Source organism: Spirillospora sp. NPDC046719, assembly GCF_040645715.1.
Lineage (GTDB): Bacteria > Actinomycetota > Actinomycetes > Streptosporangiales > Streptosporangiaceae > Spirillospora.
In genome coordinates this window covers 1-17,451 of sequence record NZ_JBEYYT010000184.1, presented here as the reverse complement: position 1 = coordinate 17,451, position 17,451 = coordinate 1, and the positions used below count along the sequence as shown (strand labels likewise).

Sequence of the window (17,451 nt, the reverse complement as noted above, 5' to 3'; positions counted from 1 at the left end):
GTCGGCCCCGGCGCCGTGGTCGTCAGCGTCCCCGCATGCAGGCCGGGGTGACCGAGGTCATCGATCGCTCCGGCGGGAATCGCCGTTCTTGGGGACGGTCTCGCCCCATGCCATCCAGACGTCGATGTCGCGCTTCTCGCCGCGGCGGCGAATGCGGCCCTCCTGCTGCGGGTTGGGAATCGGGCCGAGTTCCATACGACCGCGGGGATCGGGTTCGCAGATCCACGCCTCACCATCGAGGGTGTAGTCCAACCCGTCGTGCCAATACCCCTCGGAGTCCCTCCTTACGACCGCGTCCATCCGCTTCGCGACCTGGACGCGGCCGTCGCTGGAGGCCACGACGCCCACATGGAAGTCGTCCTGGCCGAAGAGGAAGTGGCCGACCTCTGTCGTGCCGTCGCCGTACCGGTTGGCCCACGAGTACCACGTCGTGTAGCGGACGTCGTGCAGAGGGTCTTTGGAGACGTACAGTCGCGCTCCGGGATACATGTAGGCCTCCTCCCAGAACAGGAAACCGCGTACCTCGCGGCCGAGGACGGTGCCGCTCACCTCCCAGGTCTGGGTGAGATAAAGGAGGGCCGCATCCGCCCCAGGCAGAAACCACTGGAGAGCGGGGCAAGCCAGCGTGCCGTGAAGGGCGACCGTGCCCTCCTCCATATAGGCCAGCCTCTCAGGGGAGAGGCTCAGGTCGAAGCTCCGGCCAGAGGTGCCGTCCGCTGACAGGAAACGCACCCCGCCGGGCGCGACGCTGCGGAAGATCTGCCGGCTGTCCACCGCTCCCTTGGGCTCCCGCCGCACCCGCAGGGCGCCGGCGCCGTCATGAGTGGACATGATGATCAGCTTGCCGGAGAGCGCCGTCTTCGGATCCGCCCCCTCCGCGGCGAAAGAGCTCGGCGGCGGTACCCGGCGCATGAGCGAGACGATGTCGCCCGTCTCGACGTCGCGCACCGTTCCCCAGAGATAACCGGCCTCGCGGACCAGGCCCAGAATCGCGCCGTCGGACGTCCATTGGCCGGCGTCGATCACCCGGCCGGAGGCCAGGGCCCGTCCGGCGAAGCCGCCGGCCGGGGATCCGAGTTCGGCGAGGTGCCGCGGACCAGTGGTTACGGAAGTCATCGGGCTTGTGCTCCTGTCCAGATGCCGGTCGGCTCAATGCCACACGGAGTGGTGGTCACGGTCGCTTGATGCTCTTCAGGCGTGTGCGCACTGCTTCGCGCTGGAGCGGGCTGCCCACGTTCCGCTCCATGAAGTCCCGTTCGGCTCGGAACCCCGCCTTCATGGCTTCCGCGTCCCATGCCTGATTGAGCATGCTCTTCGCGGCGCGGACCGCGTCGGGGTTGCGGCGGGCGATGGTGTCCGCCATCGCGAGCGCTTCGGCCCGTGGATCCCGGCACACGCGCGTGGCCAGTCCGATGCGCACGGCCTCCTCACCACTGATCTTCCTGGCGGTGAGGGTCAGCTCCTTGGCGACGTCCAGACCGACGAGACGGGGCAGGATCTGGGTCCCGCACATGTCCGGCGTCAGCCCCCAGTCCATTTCCAGGACGCCCAGCCGCGCATCGGCCGAGACGAGGCGGATGTCGGCGCCGAGCGCGAGCTGGAGCCCGCCTCCCAGCGCGAATCCGTGGACGGCGGCGATGACCGGTACTTCCAGCGCCTGCCACACCCAGACCGCCTTTTGCCCTCGCGCCAGCACAAGCCCCTGGACGCCGAAATCGTTGCGGGGAGCGGCCGGGGCCTCGCGGCCGTCGGCCCGTGCCACCACGTCCGGACGCCAGGGCTCGGCGTCGGCCTGGGCTCGGAAGGCGGCGAAGTCGAGTCCCGCGCAGAACGCGCGTCCCACACCCGACAGAACGACGGCGCGGAGGCCGGGCTCGTTCAGCAGGCGCTCCCCGACGGTGATGAGCTGCGCGAACATCGGGTCGTCGAGGGCGTTGAGCTGGTCCGGCCGGTTCAGCCGGACGTCGGCGACGCCGTCCGACACCTCGCAGAGCACACTCTCCATGACTCTCCAATAGATAGATATTTAATCTTATTCAGCCGAAGCAGCGGCGTCGACAGGACTCCTGACATCCTCTGATCGTGGCTGGTCACAGCCCTCTTACGGCGGAGGTGGCGTACGGTGCTGAGCCTGACGTGGAGCGCGGCTGAGCGGAACCTGCACGCATCGCTAGATCTAACTAGATCAAATAAGTAAGATCTATGACCTATGTCACGGCAGGTCCGTTGAGGGTGAGGGCATGGCGAAGCGAGACAACGGTCAGGGGTCCCATCACCGGCCGCAGGCACGGCCGGTTCGGCGGAGGATCGCGTTACTGCTGGCGATGCCGCTGATCGCCCTGTCGTCCCTCTGGGTGTTCTCCGCGGTCACGACGGCGTCCGCCGCACTCCAGCGGTACCACTACTCCACGATGTACAAGCGCGTCGGCTTGCCGGTGAGCGTCGCGACCGCGGCGATCCAGGGCGAGCGGACCGCCGCGGCATCCGTCGCGGGACATCCGACCGCTGCGGGGGTGCAGGGCTTCCAGGAGCAGGCGCGCAAGACCGACGCCGCCCTGGCGGCCTTCCGTAGGTCCGCCTTCTCGTCGGATGCCCAAGGAGCTCTCAACAAGGTGACGAAGCAGCGGCTCCGCTCGATCGACCAGGCCTTCTCCGGGCTCGGTGCTCTGCGTTCCCGGGTCGGTGCCGGCTCTACGACACCGCTCCAGGTCATCACCGGGTACGACCAGGTCACCGAGACCGCCATTCCGCTGCTCGGGATGATGGTCAACGTCGACGACATCTCCGTCTACCAGCAGAGCCGTGCCCTGATCGACGCCTACTGGGCCGAAGAGTTCATCCTCCGGGAGGACGCTCTGATGGCCTCGGTCGCGGCCACCGGCAGGCTGAACGCGAGCGAGTACACCGCCTTCGTCACCTGGACGGGGAACCGTGCCCAGTCCTTCGCCCTGGCGCGCGCCGGCTCGTCGGGGCACGTGAGCGGGATCCTCGACGGGTTGGAGCGGTCTCCCGAGTACACCGCGTTCCTCAGGCTCGAGAGCGACGTCGTGAAGAGAAGGTCCGCCTCGAACGCCTCCGAATGGCCGCGGACCACTGCGTCCCTGGCAGATCTCTGGCTGCGCACCACACAGCAGGCGGCCGCGGTCGTCGACCGGGAGCAGGTCCATCCGGTCGCTCAGCGGATCACCATCCGGCTTCTGATCGTCTGCGGTCTCGGCCTCGTGGTCGTGCTCGCCTCGGTGGTCCTCTCCATCGTGCTCGCCCGGGGCCTGGCAGCGGAGCTCAGGAGACTCCAGCAGGTCGCCCGGCACATGGCGCACGAGCGGTTGCCGCAGGTCGTCGCGAGACTCAGGCGCGGCGAACCGGTGGACGTGGAAGAGGAGGTGCCCGCGCCGCCTGCTGCCAGAACCAGCGAGATCGCGGACCTGGCCGATGCGTTCGTCGCGGTTCAGCGGACGGCGATCGCGACGGCGGTGGGGGAGGCGGAGCTCAGGGGGAGCATCAGCCAGGTGTTCGTCAACCTGTCCTGGCGGAGCCAGTCGTTGCTCCACCGCCAGCTCAGGCTGCTGGACGCCATGGAGGGCAAGGCGTCCAGTCCCGAGGAGCTGGAGAACCTGTTCCGCCTCGACCATCTCACGACACGGATGCGGCGCCATGCCGAGGGCCTCGTCATCCTCTCGGGCTCACCGACGGTCCGGGCCTGGGATCATCCGGTTCTCGCGGAGGACGTGGTGCGGTCCGCGATCTCCGAGGTGGAGGACTACACGCGGGTGGAGGTGGTCGGCTCCCCGCCGGCCGCGATCAGCGGAGACGTGGTCGCCGACATCATCCATCTGCTCGCCGAGCTGATAGAGAACGCGACCACGTTCTCGCCGCCCGCCACCGAGGTGACGGTGAAGGTCGAGTCGGTCGCCGCCGGACTCGCCGTCGAAGTGGTGGACCGGGGAGTCGGCATCCACCCGCTGCAGCGCGCCGCGCTCAACGAACGGCTGGCCCAGCCTCTGGACTTCGACTTGGCCGACACCGACCGCCTGGGCCTCTTCGTGGTCGCCCGGCTGGCCGCCCAACACGGGATCAAGGTCTCCCTCCACCCTTCGCCGTACGGCGGTACGAGCGCGATCGTTCTCATTCCGGCAGGCCTGCTGGCCGCGGGTGACGAAGGCGCCCTCACCGGCCAGGGGAGCGGGACGGGCGGCGGCGGACACCGGCCGCGGGCCTTGGCGACGACCGCGCGGACGAACGGGAGCGCGTCGTCGCAGCGGCTCGGCCGGCCGTTCCGGCCCGCGATCCAAGCCTCGGTCCCGGATCCCGAGCCGCCCGCGCCCGCACCGTTTCCGGATGCTCCGCCGGCGCCGGCCGAGGCGGATGCTTCAGATCCGCTGTCCAGTGAGATCACCGGGGTTCTTCCCCAGCGGGTGCGGCAGCGCCATCTGGCACCCCAGCTCCGGCAGCCGGGCCGCGGCGCACACGCGAAGGGCGGCGGCGAACCGGACGACTTCGATGAACCGGACCCCGATCTGAGCCGTGGCCTCATGTCCTCGCTGCAGGCGGGCTGGCGGCGAGGCAGGGAGGACGACGACATCAACGATCCGAACGACGGGCAGGAAGACGAATGAAATCGCAAGCTCACGCAACCGGACAGCTCGACTGGCTGCTGGAGGACCTGGTCCAGCGGGTCGCCGAGGTGCGGCAGGCCGTCCTGCTCTCCCGTGACGGCCTCGTCATGGGCGCTTCGGAGAGCCTCGTGCGAAGGGACGCCGAGTTCCTCGCGGCGTTGGCGTCGGGCTTCTTCAGCCTGGCGAACGGCGCTCGCGAGCATTTCGGCGCCGACCGGGTGCGGCAGACCGTCGTCGAACTCGACGGCCTGCTGTTCTTCGTGATGCCGGCGGGGCATGGGAGCTGCCTCGCCGTCCTGAGCGAGAGCGGAGGCAACGCGGGACTCGTCGCCTACGAGACCACGATGCTGATCAAACGGCTGAGACTCCAGATCGGCGCCGCCCCCCGCGGCTCCGCCGAGGCGGGAACCCCGACATCGCCGGGGCCGTCCGGGCTCGGGTGAGCCTCGTGGCGGACGAGCCCAGAGAACGCGTGGTCGGCAGGGAGGCGGGACCGCTCATCCGCCCCTACGCGGTGACGCGCGGGCGGACGCGCCCCCGCGGCGCGCCGCTGGATCTGGTCACGCTCTTGGCCGCCACCGGGAACGAGCCGGACGGCGCCCCGGCCCTCTCCAGTTCCCAGCGGCGGCTGCTCGAACTCTGCCGGAGGCCCTCGACCCCGGCCGACCTCGCCTCGGAGACCGGTCTTCCGCTGCGCGTCGTGCAGATCCTGCTCGACGACCTGCGGCAGCACCGCCTGATCCAGGAGTTGCTCCCCCCGACACCGTCCGATCGTCCCGACCCCCGACTCCTGATGAGAGTGCTCGATGAACTTCGCCGCCTCTGACGCGGACCCCCACCTGCCCGGTACGGGCACGCAAGCCGAAGACCTGCCCCTCCACACGTTGAAGATCCTCGTGGCGGGCGGATTCGGGGTCGGGAAGACGACGCTCGTCGGCGCCGTGAGCGAGGTCCGCCCGCTCCGGACCGAGGAGACCCTGACCGACATGAGCAGCGGCGTCGACGATCTGAGCGGTGTGGAGAACAAGTCGACGACCACCGTGGCCATGGACTTCGGCCGCATCACGCTGTCCGGCGGCGTCCGGCTCTACCTCTTCGGCACTCCCGGCCAGGAGCGCTTCTGGTTCATGTGGGACCAGATCTCCTACGGGGCGATCGGCGCGATCGTGCTCGCCGACACCCGGCGGCTCGCCACGAGCTTCGCCTCGATCGACTACTTCGAGCAGCGCGGGATTCCGTTCGTGATCGCGGCCAACTGCTTCGAGCGCGCTCGCCGCTACACGACCGGCGAGATCCGCAAGGCCCTGGACGTCGACCCCGACGTTCCGGTGATGCTCTGCGACGTGCGCCGGCGTGAGGTGGTCAAGGGCGTCCTGGTGGCTCTCGTCGAGCATTCCCTCCGGTTCTCCGATGTCCGGTAGCCGGGACCGGGCGCCGAGGCGCCCGCTTCGGCTTCCGAGGCCATTGACACCGGAAGCGGCCCGGTCTAGCTTTGCAAATTAGCTAAATATTTCAGATTTAACATCTGATTAGTTCGTGGCTCACCGTTGAGCGGTGACCTGAGCGAGGAGGAGCCGTGACCAGCGCCCGAGACGAGATCCGCGATCTCGCCGGTTCCGGGAAGACCTTCGACCAGCCGTCCGGGCGGCTGCGGGAGCTCCAACTGGAAGCGGCCCGCGAATGCTTCGCCGAGCATCGCGAGCGGATTCCGCTGCTGCACCGCCGCGCCGGCGAAGAAGGCGTCAAGGAGATCGGTGCCGAGGACGACATCGTCCCCCTGCTGTTCTCACACACCAGCTACAAGTCCTACCCCCTCTCCTACCTCACCTCCGGGCACTGGGACCGGCTGCTCCGCTGGTACTCGACCGTCTCCGTCGCGGAGCCGGACGAGGTCGACGTCGACGGCGTCACCGACATCGACGACTGGATCGGACGGCTCGCCGCCGCGGGGCACCGGCTCTACATCACCAGCGGGACGTCGGGGAAGGTCTCGTTCCTCAACACCGTCGAGGCGGACCGGGACCACCTCTGGAACGTCATGACCAACCTCACCTGCTGGCCCCGCCCGCTGCCGCCGGAGCGCAGCCGGCGCGGCTACATCCTCACGCCCGCCAGCGGCCCGATGCGCTCCATCGACGGGTTCCAGATGCATGCCGATCTCTTCGTCAAGGAAGGGGAGCTGAGGCTGCTGACCGGCGAGCCGCTCAGGGTCTCCGAACTGATGCGCACCGGCCTGCTGCGCAAGAAGATGACCGACGGGACCGCCACGCCCCAGGAGGTCAAGGAGTTCGAAAGCGCCTCGGAGGAGCGCGGCGGGGAGATGCAGGCCACGCTCGACGCGCTGATCGACGACATCGTGGAGCACCGGCGCGAGCCATTGTTCATCGCCGCGATGAACAATCAGCATTACGCCCTCATGCAGGGCATGCGGGCGCGCGGTGTGCCCGACGGAGAGTTTCACCCGGACTCGCTGGTGCTCGCCGGCGGCGGCAACAAGAACAACGTTCTGCCCGAAGACTTCCCGCAGCAACTCGCCGCGTTCTACGGAGACGTCCGCAGGGTCCGGAGCTATGGCATGACGGAGCTGCAGGGATCCTGCATGGCCTGCGAGAAGGGCAACTACCACATCCCGCCGTGGGTCCTTCCGCTGATCCTGGACGAGCCCGGCGAGACGCTGCTCAACCAGCGCGAGGGAATCGTCGAAGGGCGCTTCGCCTTCCTGGACGTCTCGCTGCAGGGACGCTGGGGCGGCCTGATCAGCGGGGACCGGGTGCGGGTGAACTTCGGCGGCTGCGAGTGCGGCCGCTCAGGTCCCACCGTGCTGCCCGACATCACCCGATACGGCGACCTCGGCGGCGACGACAAGATCACCTGTGCCGCCACGCTCGACTCGTACGTGAGAGGAATGATCCAGGCATGAGCGGCGCGACTCTGTCCGGCACCGAGACTCCGTCCGGCACCGAGACGGCGGCGGGACGCACCGCCGGCCCGACCCCGGTCGTCCACGTCGTCCAGGGGGTGACCGACCGCGGCTCCGCCGTCGTTCACGGCCGGCCCGGCGAGGAGTTCGGCACTCCCGCGCTCGACCTCGACCGGCTGGTCTGGCCGAGGTCGGAGCCGGGCCCCGCCTTCGAGGTGCCCACGAGCGAGATCGTCGATCTGCTGGTCGAGACGGGCCGGCATCTCAAGGACGACACCGACGGGCTGCTCGCCGAGGCGCTGGAGCACATGACGGCGGTGAGCCCGCTTCCCGAGGAGGTCCTCGAGCGAGCCTACGCGCGGCTGTGGCGCAGCTTCGAAGCTCCTCAGATCAGGGCTCAGATCGACAACGAGCTGGGCGGCTCCGACGTTCTCGACGGCTGGCGCGAGGTCGTCCTGCCGGGCGGGCGCGTGGCGGGGATCCGCGCCTTTCCGCCGCGCCTCGTCCACATCCTCGCCGGCAACGCTCCGGGCGTCGCGGCGCAGTCCATCGTCCGAGGCGCGATCACCAAGGGCGTCAATCTGCTCAAGCTTCCGTCGAACGACCTGTTCACCGCCACCGCCGTGCTCCGCACGATGGCCGCCTTCGCCCCGGACCACCCCGTGGTGCGCTCGTTCTCGGCCGCGTACTGGCGAGGCGGCGACACCTCGGTGGAGAGCGTGCTGTTCCGTGCCCAGTTCTTCGACAAGCTCGTGGCCTGGGGCGGGGAGAGCACCATCCGCGGGGCTCTGAAGTACATCGGCCCGGGATTCGAGCTGGTGTCGTTCGATCCGAAGTCGTCGATCTCGATGATCGGCGAGCAGGCCCTCGCCTCGGACGAGGCACTGGAGGAGGCCGCCGAGGCCGCCGCGACCGACGCCACGTTCTTCAACCAGGCCGCCTGCGTGGCGAGCCGCTTCCAGTTCGTCGAGGGCCCGGTGGAGAACGCCGACCGGTTCGCCGCCGCCCTCTGCGAGCGGATGGGCGTGGCGCGCGAGTTCTCCTCCGCGGGCGGCCCCAAGGTCGGCGCCGAGCTCCGCGAGGAGATCGAGGTGCTGCGCGGTCTGGAGGACGACTACCGCGTGTGGGGCGGCTACGACGGCCGCGGACTGGTCATCCGCTCTCCCGAGCCCGTCGAGTTCCATCCGGACGGCAAGGTCGTCAACGTCATCCCGGTGCCGTCGCTCGCCGACGCGGTGCGCTACGCCGGGGTGGCCACGCAGACCGTGGGCGTCTACCCGCCCGCCCGCAAGGCCGAACTGCGCGACGCGCTCGCGTCCGCCGGCGTCCAGCGCGTCGTGAGCCTCGGCCTGGCGGGCGGTATGCCTCCCGGGTTGTCGCACGACGGCTTCTATCCGCTCCAGCGGCTGATGCGATGGGTGAACGACGAATGACCGGAAGCGGCGCCGCCCGGCACTGGATGATCACAGGGGTGTCGGGCGGCCTCGGCCGCGCGCTCGCCGAAACGGTGCTCGACGGCGGGGGCACCGTGGTCGGCACGTTCCGGGACAAGGAGCAGGCGAGCGCGTTCGAGAGGTCGGTTCCGGGACGCGCGTTCGCGGTCCTGCTGGACGCCACCGACCCTGCGGACGTTCTCGCCGAGCGCGTCGACGGGGCGGTGCGGCTCGCCGGCCACCTTGACGTTCTGGTGAACAACGCCGGTTACGGTCTGCTCGGCGCCGTCGAGGAGGTGAGCGATGAGGAGGCCCGGCACCAGATGGACACCAACTTCTCCGGTCCCCTTCGGCTCATCCGCGCGGTCATCCCGCACTTCCGCGGGCGTGGCCGTGGGCACATCGTGAACGTCAGCTCGATCGCGGGTTTCACCGGGCAACCCGGCCTCGGTCTGTACAACGCATCGAAGTTCGCCTTGGAGGGCCTTTCCGAGGCCCTCCGCCACGAGCTCGCGCCGTTCGGCGTTCGGGTCACCATCGTCGAGCCCGGTGCCTTCCGGACCAAGTGGGCCGGCGCCGGACTCAAACGGGCGGCGCGAAGCATCACCGAGTACGAGGTCGTCGCCGCCATCGCCGGTGGCCTGGAACGGCTGGACGGGGCACAACCGGGCGATCCCCGGCGGGCCGCGCACGCGATCGTCCAGGCCGTCGCGGCCGATGATCCCCCGGTTCGGCTCCCGCTCGGCCGGGACGCCGTCCAGGCGGTACGCGGCAAGCTCGCCGACGTGGGACATGAGCTGGACGCCTGGGAGGAGACCGCCCGCTCGACCGCCTTTCCCTCGACGGGCCGGCTCCCCGGAGGCGCGGGGTGACGGGAACATCGGCACCGGTCGCCGGCGCGGACGAGCTGGACGACCTGCGCGGGGCGGTCCGCCGCTGGGCGCAACAGCGGATCAGACCGCTGATCGCCGACGTCGACCGGACACAGCGCTTCTCCCGGGAGCTCTGGGAACGCCTCCGCGAGATGGAGATGTTCTCCCTGCCCTTTCCCGAAGATGTGGGAGGAGCGGGCGGCACGTTCAGCGCCTATGTCACCGCGACCGAGGAGATCGCACGGGCCGGGGCGATAGCCGCCCTCTACCCGGGCACCACGGTGCAGGTCGCGGACACCCTCCTGCGGCTGGGCAGCCCCGCGGCGATACGGAGGTGGGTCCCCGGGCTCCTCTCGGGGGAGGTGGTCGCGGCATGGGCCTTCACCGAGCCGCAGACGGGCTCCGACCCACGTCAGCTCAGGACCGAGGCGCGGCGCGACGGCGATGACTGGATCCTGGACGGAGCCAAGCAGTTCATCTCCTACGCCGGGGTCTGTTCGGTCGCCCTCGTGTTCGCCAGGACACCCGGCGACCGGGTCGGGGCCTTCCTCGTCGATACCGCCACGCCGGGCTGGTCCACGGGTCCGCCGGCGGAAGTGCTCGGGCTCGGTGGAGGAGAGCCCGCTCCGGTGTACCTGGACGGTGTCCGCGTGCCCGCCGACCATGTGGTCGGCGATCCGGCGCGCGGGTTCGAGGCCATGCTCGCAGGGGAGTCGCAAGGCAAGGTGCGCGCCTCCGCCATTTGCGTGGGGATCGCGCAGCGCGCCTTGGACGAGGCCGTCGAGTACGCGCTCGGACGCACGCACAGGGAGCAGCCGATCGGGCGGAAGTTCGCATCGATCCAGGCCCTCCTCGCGGACACGCAGGCGGACGTCCTGGCCGCCCGGGCTCTGGTCCGGTCGGTGGCGGCCATGGTCGACCAGGGTCGGCCGGTGGCGCGTGAGGCCGCGGCCGCGCGGCTCGTGGCCGGGCGCACGGCGCGCGAGGCCGCCGGGTCGGCGCTCCAGGTCTGCGGAGCCTATGGCTGGACCCGGGAGATGGAGGTCGAGCGCCTCTTCCGGGAGAGCAAGTTCTTCGAGGTGACACAGGGATCGGCGGAGATCCAGCGGGCCATCGTGGCTCGCGAGCTGCTGAACGCGGGGGAGGGGACGGTGTGACGGCCGACCCTTCCCCGAGCAGGGAGGACCGCTGGAGCCATGTGCCGGATGAGCTGCGGATTCGTTACGACGAGGGCTTGCTCAGCATTCCCAACACGGTGCGTGTCTCGGCGGCCCGCCACGGCCGCCGGGAGGCCATCGTCGAGGGGGAACTCAGGCTGACGTTCGGAGACCTGGCCGAGGCCATGATCGACGTGGTGCGGGCGGTCATGGCCCTGGGGATCGAGCCGGGCGACCGGGTCGGCGTCTGGGCGCCGAACTGCGCGCGATGGATTCTCGCGGCCCTCGGCATCCAGGGCGCCGGGGGCGTCCTCGTCCCGCTCAACACGCGCTTCAAGGGCGAGGAGACCGCCTACATCCTGCGCAAGAGCGGCGCCACCGCGTTGTTCACGGTCACCGATTTCCTCGACAACGACTACCTGGGCATGGTGCGCGGGGCGGCACCGGATCTCCCCGCGGTCGCGCCCGGGCGCGTCGTGGTCCTGTCCGGCGAGGCGGCGAACGGCGACACCCCCTGGGACGGGTTCATCGAGAACGGGAGAACCGTTGACCGGGCACGGGCGGAGGCCGCGGTCGACGCCATCGGCCCGGGCGACCCGTCGGACATCATGTTCACCTCCGGGACGACCGGGCACCCGAAAGGCGTCGTGCTGACGCACGGGCAGTCGTTGCGCGCGCACGGCTGGCTGTCGAAGGTGATGGGATTCCGGCCCGGCGACCGCTACCTGATCATTCCGCCGTTCTTCCACACCTTCGGGTACAAGGCGGGGTGGATGGCCTGCTTCGTGCACGGGGCCACCGTCCTTCCGCAAGCGGTCTTCGCGGCTGACACTGTTCTCGAACTCTTGGAACGGGAGCGCATCACCATCCTGTGCGGACCGCCCACCCTCTTCCGGGACATCCTCGCCTCGCCCCGTCTGCAGGACACGGACCTGTCGTCCTTGCGGGTGACCATGGCGTCCGCGGCTCAGGTCCCGCCGGAGCTGGTGCGCGACATCCGCGACGTGCTGAAACCGGAGATCGTGCACAGCGGCTACGGCCTCACGGAAGCGACCTCGCTCGTCACCGCGACGATCCACGGGCAGGACGCGTTCGCGGAGATCACCACCACCGTGGGCAGGGCCGCCTGGGAGGTGGAGTTGCGCATCGTGGACGGCGACGGGCGAGATGTTCTCCGGAACACTGCCGGCGAGCTGTGGTGCCGGGGCTACAACGTGACCTCCGGGTACTGGGACGAACCGGACCGGACGGCCGAGGCCATCACGCCGGACGGCTGGCTTCGCACCGGCGATGTGGCGGTCATGGACGACAGGGGCTACGTCCGCATCGTGGACCGCCTCAAGGACGTCGTCATCGTCGGAGGCTTCAACGTGTATCCGGCCGAGGTCGAGCGGATGCTCGGGGTCCATCCGGACGTCGCGTCCGTCGCCGTCGTCGGCGTCCCCGACGAGCGGATGGGCGAGGTGACGGCCGCCTTCGTCGTCCCCCGGCCGGGGGCGGACGCGGACGCGGGGCGGATCAAGGCCTGGGCGGCCGAGCACATGGCCGGCTTCAAGGCGCCGCGGCGGGTGTTCCTCGTCGACGAGCTGCCGCGCAACGCGAGCGCCAAGGTGCTGAAGAACGAGCTGCGCACGCGCGCCCGCGAGTCGTGATGATCGCGGCGGTTCGGTCTGCTCTCTCGCTGAGCGTGCTAATATAGCTAAATAAATAGTATCTTTGTTGGTCGTGGCGGGTCGCTGGAGACGGCGGCCGCCCGCCGGCAGGTGCTGGTCGGTTCGAGAGGATCCGGCGCGGGGTGCGCCGTGCGGCGCCGCCCGCGCCGGATCCTCCGACCGACGTGCGACGGGAGGCTGGGCCGGCGACCACCACAAGGGTGACAGACCGGGGTACGGGCGTACACGGTCGCCGGTCGGGCAGCTGGTCACAGGCCTGATCGTGTCCGGCTCGGCCTCCTCGCACGAACTCGTCGGCCCGGAGCCGCCAAGCGAATGGCGGCACCGGGCCGGTCGCATGAGTCGCAGGGCCGGTGCGCGGTCGCGTCATCGGCATGACGCCCAGGCGGGAATCTAGGCGGGTGCCTGCGCGAAGTGCGTGAGCGCGGGAGTCCAGACGTCGAGGTCGTGCTCGTACGGCGCGTAGAACTGGAAGCGGGTCACCAGATCGCCGAAACGCTCGCTCAGCACCGGGGCGATCTCGTCGGGCGGCCCGACGACGGCGAACGTGTTGAGCACCTCGTCGTTGATGGCGTCGCCCATCTTGGTCCACTTCTCGGGATCGTCGCCGCGGGACATGGCATGCAGTTCGTCGCCGAGGTCGCCCCAGCCGTGCAGTTCCAGCACTCCCCGGTAGGCGGGGGTGCTCGCGTAGAAGGCGATCTGCCGGCGGACCGCGCCCACCGCTTCGGCCAATGACTCCTCGGTCGTCCCTGTGGCGGTCAGCGGGAGGCCGACGACCTCGAAGGGAAGGTCCGACCGGCCGGCCTTCTCCTGGCCCTCGCGCACTGTCGGCAGCGTCACCTCGCGGATGTAGCGCTCCGTCGTGAATCCGTGCAGGAGGATCCCGTCGCACACCTCTCCGGCGACGCGGCACATCGCCTCGCCCACCGCGGCGATGACGATCTTGGGAGCGGGCGTCGGCAGGGGACCGGGCGAGAAGAAGGGCGTCATCAGCGTGTGGCGGTAGAAGTCGCCCTCGAAGCTCAGCTTGGAGCCGTTCTGCCAGCTGTCCCAGATGGTCCGGATCGCGGACACCATCTCGCGCATGCGGGCCGCGGGCCGGCTCCAGGGCATGGAGAAGCGGCGCTCGATGTGGGGCTTCACCTGGCTGCCGAGCCCGAGGGTGAACCGGCCCTCGGTGTAGCGCTGCAGGTCCCAGGCCGTGTACGCGAGGGTCATCGGGGACCTGGCGAACGCGACGGCGATCGCCGTCCCGAGCTCCAGCCGCCCGGTGGCCTGGGCCGCCGCGACGAGCGGCAGGAACGGATCGTGCTGGGACTCCGAGGTCCAGAGGCCCGCGTACCCCCTCGCCTCGTGCTCCCTCGCCGTCTCCGCCACCTGCCGCAGGGGGCCGGCGGCCAGCTTCCCGTCCGCCCGCATGTTCTTGTCCGTGGTCATGAGCTTAGGTTAAATCATCCAACTATTTATGACCAGGGCGGGTCGGATCCGCGGGCTTCGAGGGTCGGGCTCTTCGGACATCATGGTGATATAGTTAAACAATTAAAGTATATCTATCGAGGAGGCGACATGTCCGACGTGGTCATCGTGGAGGCGGTGCGCTCCGCCGTCGGCAAGCGGCGGGGTGGTTTCGCCCACCATCTCGCCCCGGACCTGTTCGGTGACGTGCTCTCCGCGCTGATCACCCGATCGGGTGTGGACTCGGGCATGATCGGGCAAGTCCTCGGCGGGTGCGTCAACCAGGTCGGGCCCCAGTCCGGCAACGTGACGCGCACCGCGTGGCTCGCGGCCGGCCTCGACCAGGGCGTCGCGGCGTCGACCGTGCACGCCCAGTGCGGGTCGTCGCAGCAGGCCTTCACCCTGGCCTACGGCCTGGTCGCGGGGGGCGTGGTCGACGCCGCCGTCGCGGGCGGCGTCGAGACGATGAGCTCGATCCCCATGGGCACCAGCGTCATGCCCGAGCTCGGACCGGCGAAGACGCCCCGCTACGAGCGGCACTACGAGGTGACGTCGCAGTTCGAGGCGGCCGACCGGATCGCCGAGGCATGGGGGCTGTCCCGCCACGACCTCGAGGAGTTCGCCGTGCTGTCGCAGGGGCGCGCGGCCCAGGCCATCGCCCAGGGGCGGTTCGCCGGCCAGATCGTGCCCGTCGAGGCCCCGATCGTGGACGACGAGGGCAACGGCGTGGGGACCAGGACGGTCGAGACCGACGAGGGCCCGCGCCCGACCACGCTCGAAGGCCTCGAGCGGCTCAAGGTGAACCAGAAGGAGCGCCTGGGAGCCCTGCACACTGCGGGGACCTCGTCCCAGATCTCCGATGGCGCGTCGGCCCTGCTCCTCATGACCGCCGCCCGCGCCGAGGCGCTCGGCCTCACGCCCCGGGCCCGGGTGGTGGACTCCCTCCTGGTCGGCAGCGACCCGGTGATGCTTCTCACCGGCCCCATCCCCGCGACCGGGGCGATCCTGGAGCGCAACGGCCTCACCCTGGACGATGTCGACGTGGTCGAGATCAACGAGGCGTTCGCGTCGGTCGTCCTGGCCTGGCAGCGCGAGCACAAGGCGGACCTGGAGAGGGTCAACGTCAACGGTGGCGCCATCGCCCTGGGGCATCCCCTCGGAGCGACCGGTGGAGTGCTCGTGACCAAGGCGCTCAACGAGCTCGAGCGCACCGGAGGACGCTACGGCCTCGTCACGATGTGCGTGGGCGGCGGCATGGGGACCGGAACCCTCATCGAGCGGCTCTGACGCCGGGACGGCGGTCCTGGGACGGGGGCATGTCCCAGGACCGCCGGGGTCAGATCACACCCTGGTCGGCCAGGTCGGCGATCGCCGCCTCGTCCAGGTCGAGGAGGTCTGAGAGGACTTCCCGGGTGTTCTCGCCCAGAAGGGGCGGGGCCGCGTACTCCTCCACGGGACTGCCCGACATCCTGATCGGATAGCGGAGACTCGGGATGGCGCCGAGCTCCGCATGGGCCATGTCGACCTGCAACTCCCGATGCCGGACCTGCTCGTCCGCCAGCGCGGAACGGACGTCGTTGACGGCGCTCACCGGAACGTCGGCCGCGTCCAGGACCTCGATCCAGTGCCGGGCGTCGCGCTGTACGAAGATGGCGCGCAGCTCCTTCAGCAGTTCCAGCCGGTTCTCGATCCGGGCGGAGATCGTGGCGAAACGCGGGTCCTCGATGAGCTCGGGATGGCCGATCGCGCGGCAGGCCCGCCCGAACTGCGGGTTGGTGGTGGCGACGATGAAGAACTGCTCGCCGTCTGCACATTCGAAGGCCTGTGACGGGATGCCGCCGAAGCCGCCATTGCCGCGTCGCTCGGGCACGACCCCGGAGACGAGGTAGTTCTGGGCGTAGTGCGACATCGCCGCGATGCCGCAGTCCAGGAGCGAGACGTCGAGGTGCTGGCCCGATCCGGTCCGGTCCCGGTGCCTGAGGGCCGCGAGGAGCGCGGTCGCCGTGTACAGGCCGGTGAGGATGTCGATGAGCGAGAGGCCCGACTTCATCGGCCCGGCGCCGGGGTCCCCGTCCGGATGGCCCGAGACGCTCATCATTCCGCTCAGCGCTTGGAAGATGCCGTCGTAACCGGCCTTGTGACGGTAGGGACCGGTCTGGCCGAAGCCGGTGACCGAGCAGTAGACGAGACGGGGAAAGCGTTCGCACAGGTCCTCGTGACCGAGACCGTACTTCGCCAGAACTCCGGGCCGGAAGTTCTCGAGCAGGACGTCCGAGCTTCCGATCAGTTCGAGCAGGAGATCTCTGCCCTTGTCGGTCGTGAAGTCCACCGTGATGGACCGCTTGTTCCGGTTGCAGCTCAGGTAGAAGGCGGACATCCCCGCCGTCTCGCCACCGTTCAGGAACGGTGGCCCGTACTGGCGGGCGTCGTCTCCGGTAGCCGGACGCTCGACCTTGAGCACCTCCGCGCCCAGGTCGCCCAGCATCTGGCTCGCCAGCGGGGCCGCCAGGATCCGGCTGAGATCGAGAACCCGCACTCTGTGCAGTGCGCCGCCGTCGTTCACCGCCCACCTCCTCATTCGAGCATACCGCTAATATAGTTGAATAGATTAGACTTTCGGGACGGCTGTGGCACCCGTTCGGGCGCCCGGCCGGCGAGCGTGGAGGGGATGCGCGATGACGGAGACCGCGAGGACGGCGGAGCCGCTGGTCCACGGCATGACGTGGGAGGACATGAAGGCAGGGTCGGCCTTCCGGACGGCGTGCCGGACCGTCACCGAGACGGACCTCATGAGCTTCGTCCATCTCGGCGGTTTCAACGAGCCGCTCTTCTATGACGCGCGCCATGCCGCCGAAGGCGGCTACAGCGGCCGGCTGATCCCCGGCGCGCTCGTCTACGTGCTGGCCGAGGGGCTGATCCTGCAGACCAACGTGCTGCACGGCACGGGCCTCGCGTTCATGCACATGGAGTTCTCCGTCAAGCGGCCCACGTACGTCGGGGACACGCTGCACGTCGTGGTGGAGACCACCGAGTCGCGCGCGTCCAGCAAGCCGGGCCGCGGAGTGGTCACCACCCGCTGCGGTGTGGTCAACCAGCGCGGCGAGGAGGTCGCGGTCTTCACCCCCGTCAGGCTCATCCGCGGGCGCGACTTCGAAGCCTCGGCGTCCTGAGCGCCCAGGGTGGGCGCCGGTCGTCGTGCTGGACCGGCGCCCCCCCCGTGCGGGGTCCGCAGGCCGGCGGGTCACGCCCGGCGTGCAGGAGCGGGCCAGAGGTAGCCCGGGCACCGCGGTTCGACGACCCCCGCCCGGACCAGGCTCCGGGC

Annotated in this window: 15 protein-coding genes; 11 read left to right on the top strand and 4 right to left on the bottom strand. The window is 69.9% G+C overall.

Annotation, left to right across the window (positions count from 1 at the left end):
• Positions 1 to 57 precede the first annotated feature (57 nt).
• Both ABZ914_RS27925 and ABZ914_RS27920 read right to left on the bottom strand, forming a co-directional pair.
• A complete protein-coding gene (locus ABZ914_RS27925) occupies positions 58 to 1,116 on the bottom strand; it encodes a hypothetical protein (RefSeq protein WP_500196818.1) in 1,059 nt (352 codons plus the stop codon).
• Positions 1,117 to 1,171: 55 nt separating this feature from the next.
• Positions 1,172 to 2,005, bottom strand: a complete 834-nt coding sequence (locus ABZ914_RS27920; RefSeq protein WP_500196817.1) for a crotonase/enoyl-CoA hydratase family protein — start codon at positions 2,003 to 2,005, stop codon at positions 1,172 to 1,174.
• A 235-nt stretch (positions 2,006 to 2,240) separates the two neighbouring features.
• Between ABZ914_RS27920 and ABZ914_RS27915 the strand changes: the two genes are divergently transcribed.
• From ABZ914_RS27915 to ABZ914_RS27875, 9 genes are all read left to right on the top strand, one after another.
• A complete protein-coding gene (locus ABZ914_RS27915) occupies positions 2,241 to 4,616 on the top strand; it encodes a sensor histidine kinase (protein WP_500196816.1) in 2,376 nt (791 codons plus the stop codon).
• The gene (locus tag ABZ914_RS27910; protein WP_500196815.1) at positions 4,613 to 5,059 is read left to right on the top strand and encodes a roadblock/LC7 domain-containing protein; all 447 of its coding nucleotides are present in this window, start codon (positions 4,613 to 4,615) and stop codon (positions 5,057 to 5,059) included. The genes ABZ914_RS27915 and ABZ914_RS27910 overlap by 4 nt, the downstream gene beginning before the upstream one ends.
• Positions 5,060 to 5,064: 5 nt before the next feature.
• On the top strand, positions 5,065 to 5,442 hold the full coding sequence (locus ABZ914_RS27905; RefSeq protein WP_500196814.1) for a DUF742 domain-containing protein: 378 nt from the start codon (positions 5,065 to 5,067) through the stop codon (positions 5,440 to 5,442).
• The gene (locus ABZ914_RS27900; protein ID WP_500196813.1) at positions 5,423 to 6,037 is read left to right on the top strand and encodes a GTP-binding protein; all 615 of its coding nucleotides are present in this window, start codon (positions 5,423 to 5,425) and stop codon (positions 6,035 to 6,037) included. The genes ABZ914_RS27905 and ABZ914_RS27900 overlap by 20 nt, the downstream gene beginning before the upstream one ends.
• A 155-nt stretch (positions 6,038 to 6,192) precedes the next feature.
• Positions 6,193 to 7,536, top strand: a complete 1,344-nt coding sequence (locus ABZ914_RS27895; RefSeq protein ID WP_500196812.1) for a hypothetical protein — start codon at positions 6,193 to 6,195, stop codon at positions 7,534 to 7,536.
• Positions 7,533 to 8,969, top strand: a complete 1,437-nt coding sequence (locus ABZ914_RS27890; RefSeq protein WP_500196811.1) for an acyl-CoA reductase — start codon at positions 7,533 to 7,535, stop codon at positions 8,967 to 8,969. Before ABZ914_RS27895 ends, ABZ914_RS27890 begins: the two co-directional genes overlap by 4 nt.
• A complete protein-coding gene (locus ABZ914_RS27885; protein WP_500196810.1) occupies positions 8,966 to 9,841 on the top strand; it encodes an oxidoreductase in 876 nt (291 codons plus the stop codon). Before ABZ914_RS27890 ends, ABZ914_RS27885 begins: the two co-directional genes overlap by 4 nt.
• Positions 9,838 to 10,998, top strand: coding sequence for an acyl-CoA dehydrogenase family protein (locus ABZ914_RS27880; protein WP_500196809.1), 1,161 nt, complete (start codon positions 9,838 to 9,840; stop codon positions 10,996 to 10,998). The genes ABZ914_RS27885 and ABZ914_RS27880 overlap by 4 nt, the downstream gene beginning before the upstream one ends.
• Before the next feature lie 77 nt (positions 10,999 to 11,075).
• Positions 11,076 to 12,650, top strand: coding sequence for an AMP-binding protein (locus ABZ914_RS27875; RefSeq protein ID WP_500196808.1), 1,575 nt, complete (start codon positions 11,076 to 11,078; stop codon positions 12,648 to 12,650).
• Positions 12,651 to 13,064: 414 nt separating this feature from the next.
• Here ABZ914_RS27875 and ABZ914_RS27870 read toward each other — a convergent pair whose 3' ends face one another.
• Positions 13,065 to 14,111 (bottom strand): TIGR03617 family F420-dependent LLM class oxidoreductase, encoded by a 1,047-nt coding sequence (locus ABZ914_RS27870; protein ID WP_500196807.1) that lies wholly within the window; start codon positions 14,109 to 14,111, stop codon positions 13,065 to 13,067.
• A gap of 129 nt (positions 14,112 to 14,240) precedes the next feature.
• Here ABZ914_RS27870 and ABZ914_RS27865 point away from each other — a divergent pair, with 129 nt between their 5' ends.
• A complete protein-coding gene (locus ABZ914_RS27865; protein ID WP_500196806.1) occupies positions 14,241 to 15,416 on the top strand; it encodes an acetyl-CoA C-acyltransferase in 1,176 nt (391 codons plus the stop codon).
• A 49-nt stretch (positions 15,417 to 15,465) separates the two neighbouring features.
• Here the strand turns inward: ABZ914_RS27865 and ABZ914_RS27860 are convergent, their stop codons facing one another.
• Positions 15,466 to 16,692 (bottom strand): CaiB/BaiF CoA transferase family protein, encoded by a 1,227-nt coding sequence (locus ABZ914_RS27860; RefSeq protein ID WP_500196805.1) that lies wholly within the window; start codon positions 16,690 to 16,692, stop codon positions 15,466 to 15,468.
• Between the two features lie 112 nt (positions 16,693 to 16,804).
• On the opposite strand from ABZ914_RS27860, the gene ABZ914_RS27855 reads away from it, so the two are divergent.
• Positions 16,805 to 17,299 carry a MaoC family dehydratase gene (locus ABZ914_RS27855; protein WP_500196804.1) on the top strand — a complete coding sequence of 165 codons (495 nt, stop codon included), beginning with the start codon at positions 16,805 to 16,807 and terminating at the stop codon, positions 17,297 to 17,299.
• Positions 17,300 to 17,451 lie beyond the last annotated feature (152 nt).

Bases quoted from the DNA above. Each gene is read 5' to 3' on its own strand.
- ABZ914_RS27855 (WP_500196804.1), top strand. From the start codon at position 16,805: ATGACGGAGACCGCGAGGACGGCGGAGCCGCTGGTCCACGGCATGACG.
- ABZ914_RS27865 (WP_500196806.1), top strand. From the start codon at position 14,241: ATGTCCGACGTGGTCATCGTGGAGGCGGTGCGCTCCGCCGTCGGCAAG.
- ABZ914_RS27870 (WP_500196807.1), bottom strand. From the start codon at position 14,111: ATGACCACGGACAAGAACATGCGGGCGGACGGGAAGCTGGCCGCCGGC.
- ABZ914_RS27885 (WP_500196810.1), top strand. From the start codon at position 8,966: ATGACCGGAAGCGGCGCCGCCCGGCACTGGATGATCACAGGGGTGTCG.
- ABZ914_RS27900 (WP_500196813.1), top strand. From the start codon at position 5,423: ATGAACTTCGCCGCCTCTGACGCGGACCCCCACCTGCCCGGTACGGGC.
- ABZ914_RS27890 (WP_500196811.1), top strand. From the start codon at position 7,533: ATGAGCGGCGCGACTCTGTCCGGCACCGAGACTCCGTCCGGCACCGAG.
- ABZ914_RS27920 (WP_500196817.1), bottom strand. From the start codon at position 2,005: ATGGAGAGTGTGCTCTGCGAGGTGTCGGACGGCGTCGCCGACGTCCGG.
- ABZ914_RS27910 (WP_500196815.1), top strand. From the start codon at position 4,613: ATGAAATCGCAAGCTCACGCAACCGGACAGCTCGACTGGCTGCTGGAG.
- ABZ914_RS27925 (WP_500196818.1), bottom strand. From the start codon at position 1,116: ATGACTTCCGTAACCACTGGTCCGCGGCACCTCGCCGAACTCGGATCC.
- ABZ914_RS27915 (WP_500196816.1), top strand. From the start codon at position 2,241: ATGGCGAAGCGAGACAACGGTCAGGGGTCCCATCACCGGCCGCAGGCA.